Below are 6375 nucleotides of genomic sequence, written 5' to 3' on the forward strand. Positions count from 1 at the left end.
CGTAGCTATTGAGTAAACCACGTTGTTGACGGCAGGTCTGCTCGCCATACTTAACCAACCAATTAGTAACATATTGTTTAATATATGCGCTGATTATTTAACATGTTGCCGACGCGCACCGCCTGCCCGCAACAGTTCTTATCGACAGCGCACGTTTAAGTCCCCTTGACCTGAGGCCTCGTTATGAACACGGTATGCGCATCTTGCCACACTACAAACCGTCTGCCTGAAGAACGAATTGACGACCACCCGAATTGCGGCAATTGCGGAGATCCCCTGTTCACGGGCGAGGTGATCAATGCTACCGAACAGACGCTGGATAAACTGCTACAGGATGATCTGCCGGTTGTCGTCGACTTCTGGGCTCCCTGGTGCGGTCCCTGCGTCAGCTTCGCCCCCGTATTCGCCAGTGTCGCACAGGAACGCGGCGAAAAAATACGCTTTGTTAAGGTTAATACCGAATCAGAGCCCGCGCTCAGCACACGCTATCGTATCCGCACCATCCCGACGATCATGCTGTTTAAACAGGGAAAACTGGTCGATATGCTCAATGGCGCGCTGCCGAAAACGCCTTTCGAAGGCTGGCTGGATGAATCATTGTAACCCCTGGGGTTTGCGTTGCGGGAAACTCGCCTGCAACCGGCGCGATCCCGGCGTATTATGACGCCGGGCCTTTTGCTCTGACCACATGTCGATTAGAATGGCGCCTTTCAGAATCTGCCTGTGCCGAACGCCTTAGCTGCGCAGCCTACACAGACTCTTGGCCGAATGCGATGATCTCATTTCATGATTAACAACGCCGTTCTTCGTCTGCGTCAGCAACGTCTTGAGCAGTCTACCAAGCCTTTCCGCGCCCGCGGCTGCCGCGTTGCGCGCTGTCAGCGTTGTCTGCTGCCGGCGACAAACTGCCTGTGTCACACCATTCAGCCGCACGATGCTCGTAGCCGTTTTTGTTTAGTGATGTTTGACACCGAACCGTTGAAGCCAAGCAACACCGGGCGGCTGATCGCCGATATCCTGCCGGATACCCAGGCCTTTCTCTGGTCGCGCACATCGCCGGATCCCCAACTGCTGGCCGCCCTCCGCCACCCGGATTATCAACCCTATCTGGTTTTTCTGGCCGATGATCGCGAAGCAGGACGTCAGATCTTCCGGCAATTACCCCCGCAAGGAAAGCCCCCTTTATTCATCTTGCTGGACGGCACCTGGCCGGAAGCGCGGAAAATGTTCCGCAAGAGTCCTTATCTGGATGGACTGCCGATACTGTCGCTGACCGTCGACGCGCTTTCCCGTTACCAACTGCGGGAAGCCGGCGACGCCAGCCGGCATTGCACGGCGGAGATTGCCATTGCCTTACTCGGGCAAGCCGGCGATAAGGCCGCCGCGGAGGCGTTATCAAGCCATTTCGATCGCTTTCGCCGGCATTATCTGGCCGGCAAGTCGCATCATACCTTGCGGGAAATGCCACCAGCCATCACAGCATAATCGGTGAAAAGCGCTTAATATCAAATAGTCTTTCCTAACAAGGTGACTTATGAGCCAGCGCGGGTTGGAAGCACTATTGCGTCCGAGGTCGATAGCGGTTTTAGGCGCGTCGGAAAAGCCGGGACGAGCGGGATTTCTGTTGATGCGCAATTTGCTGGACGGCAGCTTCAACGGGCCGATCCTGCCCGTTACGCCCAAATATCGCGCCGTCTGCGGCATTCTGGCCTATCCGAACGTGGCCAGCTTACCGCTCACGCCCGATCTGACCATCCTTTGCACCAACGCCAGCCGCAATCTGGCGTTGCTGGAAGAGATAGGGCAATCCGGTTGTAAAACCGTGATTATTCTCTCTGCTCCGCCTTCTCAATTCAGCGAGTTAAAAGCCTGCGCGCTTCGCCATAACATACGATTTCTGGGTCCGAACAGCCTCGGCGTGCTCGCGCCCTGGCAAGGATTCAACGCCAGCTTCTCCCCGATTCCCATCATGAAGGGCAAGCTGGCGTTTATTTCTCAATCCGCCGCCGTATCCAATACCATCCTGGACTGGGCTCAACAACGGGGAATCGGCTTCTCTTATTTTATTGCGCTGGGCGATAACCTAGATATTGATGTTGACGACCTGCTGGACTTCCTCGCCCGTGACGGCAAGACCCAGGCCATTCTGTTGCACCTTGAACATATCAGCGACGCCCGCCGTTTTCTCTCCTCCGCCCGCAGCGCCGCAAGGAACAAACCCATCCTGGTGATCAAAAGCGGACGCAGCCCACAGGCGCAACAATTGCTTAGCGAGCGACGGCAGGGGCTGGATGCGGCCTACGACGCCGCCATTCAACGCGCTGGCCTGCTGCGGGTACGCGATACCCATGAGCTGTTCTCGGCGGTGGAAACGCTCAGCCATTTGCGCCCATTGCGCGGGGAGCGTTTACTGCTAATCAGTAATGGCGCCTCGCCGGCGGCACAGGCTCTCGATCGGCTGTTGAGCAGACAAGGGAAACTGACGGTACTCGGCGAAACCACGCGACAGGCGCTGCGAACGACCTTGCCGGAGCACGTCACGATCGGCAATCCACTTAATCTGCGCGACGAGGCGACGGTTGAACATTATCTGGCGGCGGTTGCCGTTTTACTGGATAGCGATGACGTTGACGCGCTTCTTATCCTCTATTCGCCCAGCGCCGCGGCGCCAGGCACCGAAAACGCCGCGCAATTGATCAACCTTTTTCAGCAACATCCGCGCGGCAAACGCATGACGCTGCTGACCAACTGGTCCGGCGAATTTTCCTCGCAGGAAGCCCGCCGCCTCTTTAACCGCGCCGGCATCCCCACCTACCGCACGCCTGAAGGCGCCGTGACGGCATTTATGCACATGGTCGAGTATCGGCGTAACCAGAGGCAGTTGATGGAAACACCCGTGCTGTCAGCGGATTTATCGGGCAATACCGCTCAGGCGCATGAGCTTATTCAACAAGCGCTGGCCGACGGCAATACCCAGTTAGATACCCACGAAGTGCGCCCCATCCTTCAGGCTTACGCTTTAAACACGCTGCCGACCTGGATTGCCAATGACAGCGCCGAAGCGGTTCACATCGCCGAACAGATCGGTTATCCGGTCGCCATTAAGCTGCGATCGCCGGATATTGCGCATAAATCTGACGTTCAGGGCGTCATGCTCTATCTGCGTAGCGCCACAGAAGTTCAGCAGGCGGCGGAGGCAATCCTCGATCGCGTCAGGCAAACCTATCCGCAGGCGCGTATTCACGGCTTGCTGGTGCAGCGCATGGCAAACCGGGCCGGCGCTCAGGAGCTGCGGGTGGCCGTCGAACAAGATCCGGTATTCGGACCATTGATTATGTTAGGGGACGGCGGCGTTGAGTGGCATAAGAGCCAGGCTGCCGTCGCGCTGCCGCCGTTAAATATGACGCTGGCCCGTTATCTGGTGCGACAGGCGCTGAAAGAAGGGAAAATTCATGACCGCGGTGCGCTGCATCCTTTAGATATTTCGGCGCTTAGCCAATTGCTGGTGCAGGTTTCCAATCTGATCCTCGACTGTCCGGAAATATCCCGGCTGGACATTCACCCTCTGCTGGCCGCCGGCGATGAATTCACCCTGCTCGACGTTACGCTCGGTCTCGCGCCGTTTAGCGGCGACCCACAGTCAAGACTGGCTATCCGGCCTTATCCGCAGGATCTGGAAGAAACCGTTATGCTGAAAGATAACGCCGCCTGCCTGTTCCGCCCCATCCTGCCCGAAGACGAACCGCTACTGAGCGAATTCATCGGCAAAGTCACGAAAGAAGATCTGTATTATCGTTATTTCAGCGAAATTAGTGAATTTAATCACGAAGATTTCGCCTATATGACGCAGATTGATTACGATAGGGAGATGGCGTTCGTCGCCGTACGCCAGACGGAAAACGGCGACGAAATTATTGGCGTGACCAGAGCCATCTCCGATGCGGATAATATTCATGCGGAGTTCGCCGTTCTGGTGCGTTCCGATTTAAAAGGACTGGGACTGGGCAGACGCCTGCTGGAAAAACTGATCCGCTACGCAAGATCGCATGGGCTGGGGCAATTGAATGGGATCACCATGCCGAATAATCAGGGGATGATTACGCTGGCGAAGAGACTGGGCTTTAATGTCGATGTTCAATTAGAAGAGGGCATCGTCACGCTCGAATTGCCGCTGAAAGTTTAATCGCCATACGTGATATAGTTCCCGCATCAAGAGACGTTCTGGCCATCAAAGTCAAAACTTGCTCACAACGGCGGGAAGTAATGGTATTATCGCCCGATTCGGCTATTCCTTAATTTTTGATGATGACCAGCCGGTCATACACTGATGAGAGAAGAAACGCACTGTGATGTTGTCAAAACTTAAACGCAATAAATACCAACAACACCTTGCAGAACTACCCAAAATCCCTCAGACAGCTGATGACGTTCAGACACTCCACACCCCTGAACTCTTCCGTACTACGCTGGTGAATGCCATTCTGAATGCCAGAAAGCGTATTTATCTGGTGGCGTTATATCTGGAACATGACGATGGCGGTATGGGGATTTTATCTGCGGTATATGAAGCCAAACGGCAATGCCCCGAACTGGATGTTCGCATATTGGTTGACTGGCATCGCGCGCAGCGCGGAAGAATTGGCGCCGCGGCGGAAAATACCAATGCCGATTGGTATTGCGATATGGCGGAAAAATACGCCGATACGCAATTTCCCATCTATGGCGTCCCCGTTAATACGCGCGAGGCGCTGGGCGTCCTGCATCTGAAAGGCTTTATTATTGACGACGCCGTCATATACAGCGGCGCAAGCCTGAACGACGTCTATCTGCATCAACATGATAAATACCGCTATGACCGTTATCAGGTCATTCGTAATGCAATACTGGCCGATACCATGGCTCAGTATATTCAAAATATCCTGTCAGCAGCGGCGATACATCGCTTGGATCGAAGCGATCGTCCTAAAAGCCTGGAAATCAAAAACGAAACCCGGCAATTTCGGCAATCACTGCGTACGGCGACCTACCATACGCCTGACTGTGGTGAGGTGAACGATCGGTTGACCGTTACGCCGTTAGTGGGGCTAGGCAAGAAAAGTCCGCTGAATAAAACCATTCATCACTTGATGTACTGCACGGATGATCATCTGGTGATGTGTACGCCGTATTTTAATCTGCCAGCCCTGCTGGTCAGAAATATCATCCGGCTGTTGCGGGAAGGGAAAAAAGTCGAAATCATTATTGGCGATAAAACCGCAAATGATTTTTATATTCCGCAAGATCAGCCATTTAAGATCATTGGCGCCCTGCCTTACCTTTATGAAATCAACCTGCGCCGCTTCCTGAGCCGCTTGCAGCGTTATATTGATAATCAACAGCTTGTCGTTCGCTTATGGAAGGATGGCGATAACAGCTTTCACCTGAAAGGTATGTGGGTCGATGATGAGTGGCAATTACTGACAGGTAACAATCTCAATCCGCGCGCCTGGCGTCTGGATCTGGAAAACGCCATTCTCATCCACGATCCTGACAAAGCGTTGCTGGCGCAACGTTTACAGGAATTGGAACACATCAAACAACACACGCAGGTAGTGGCTAGTTACATGGAGCTGGAAAGTATCGCGCAATATCCGGTAAAAGTACGCAAGCTCATCCGCCGCTTACGCCGCATCCGCATAGATCGACTTATCAGCCGTATCCTTTAATTTCCCCGCGACTGCAAACCTATCCCTCAGGTATTTCCCCTGCGTTCGAGTTAGCACTGGGAATACTTCGGGGGAGCGCCTGAGGCATACTTCACCGACGAAGACCAAATAAAGCAAAAGGCCCAGTCGCAAGACTGGGCCTTTTGCTTTATTGGATACCTGGCAGTTCCCTACTCTCACATGGGGAGACCCCACACTACCATCGGCGCTACGGCGTTTCACTGCTGAGTTCGGCATGGGGTCAGGTGGGACCACCGCGCTATCGCCGCCAGGTAAATTCTTTTTAAACCGAAACTTTAACCCATAAATCTGGTGCTGATACCCAGAGTCGAACTGGGGACCTCACCCTTACCAAGGGTGCGCTCTACCAACTGAGCCATATCAGCGCACCGAGTTATTTGATGCATACTACATAAATTGATGCTTGGCAGTTTATGAATCATTTCATGATTCACCCTACGGGCCGTTGCTGCGCAACGTTTAAAAGCCTTCGGCTTTTTTCCTACTCTCTATCGAGTAGCGAACTGCCCGTTGGATTTCACCGCTACTTCTAATTTGATGCCTGGCAGTTCCCTACTCTCACATGGGGAGACCCCACACTACCATCGGCGCTACGGCGTTTCACTGCTGAGTTCGGCATGGGGTCAGGTGGGACCACCGCGCTATCGCC

Annotated in this window: 4 protein-coding genes, 1 tRNA gene and 2 rRNA genes; 4 read left to right on the forward strand and 3 right to left on the reverse strand. The window is 54.0% G+C overall.

Translation table 11 applies throughout. The features are described 5' to 3' along the window. Positions 1–183: 183 nt before the first annotated feature. From trxC to pssA, 4 genes are all read left to right on the forward strand, one after another. Entirely contained in the window at positions 184–603 is a 420-nt protein-coding gene (trxC, locus tag ABRZ28_RS18900) for a thioredoxin TrxC (protein WP_319605475.1), read from the forward strand. A gap of 183 nt (positions 604–786) precedes the next feature. Then, a complete protein-coding gene (locus ABRZ28_RS18905) occupies positions 787–1485 on the forward strand; it encodes a tRNA-uridine aminocarboxypropyltransferase (RefSeq protein WP_330521138.1) in 699 nt (232 codons plus the stop codon). Between the two features lie 49 nt (positions 1486–1534). Next, on the forward strand, positions 1535–4183 hold the full coding sequence (locus tag ABRZ28_RS18910) for a bifunctional acetate--CoA ligase family protein/GNAT family N-acetyltransferase (RefSeq protein ID WP_319605473.1): 2649 nt from the start codon (positions 1535–1537) through the stop codon (positions 4181–4183). A gap of 166 nt (positions 4184–4349) precedes the next feature. Continuing rightward, positions 4350–5705, forward strand: a complete 1356-nt coding sequence (gene pssA, locus ABRZ28_RS18915; RefSeq protein ID WP_319605472.1) for a CDP-diacylglycerol--serine O-phosphatidyltransferase — start codon at positions 4350–4352, stop codon at positions 5703–5705. A gap of 157 nt (positions 5706–5862) precedes the next feature. Here the strand turns inward: pssA and rrf (ABRZ28_RS18920) are convergent. From rrf (ABRZ28_RS18920) to rrf (ABRZ28_RS18930), 3 genes are all read right to left on the reverse strand, one after another. Beyond that, positions 5863–5978, reverse strand: a 5S ribosomal RNA gene (rrf, locus tag ABRZ28_RS18920). A 37-nt stretch (positions 5979–6015) separates the two neighbouring features. Further along, positions 6016–6091: transfer RNA gene (locus ABRZ28_RS18925), tRNA-Thr, on the reverse strand. 174 nt (positions 6092–6265) lie between these two features. Beyond that, positions 6266–6375, reverse strand: a 5S ribosomal RNA gene (gene rrf, locus ABRZ28_RS18930); the annotation flags it as partial.

The sequence above is a fragment of the Brenneria sp. g21c3 genome (genome assembly GCF_040240345.1).
Classification (GTDB): domain Bacteria; phylum Pseudomonadota; class Gammaproteobacteria; order Enterobacterales; family Enterobacteriaceae; genus Brenneria.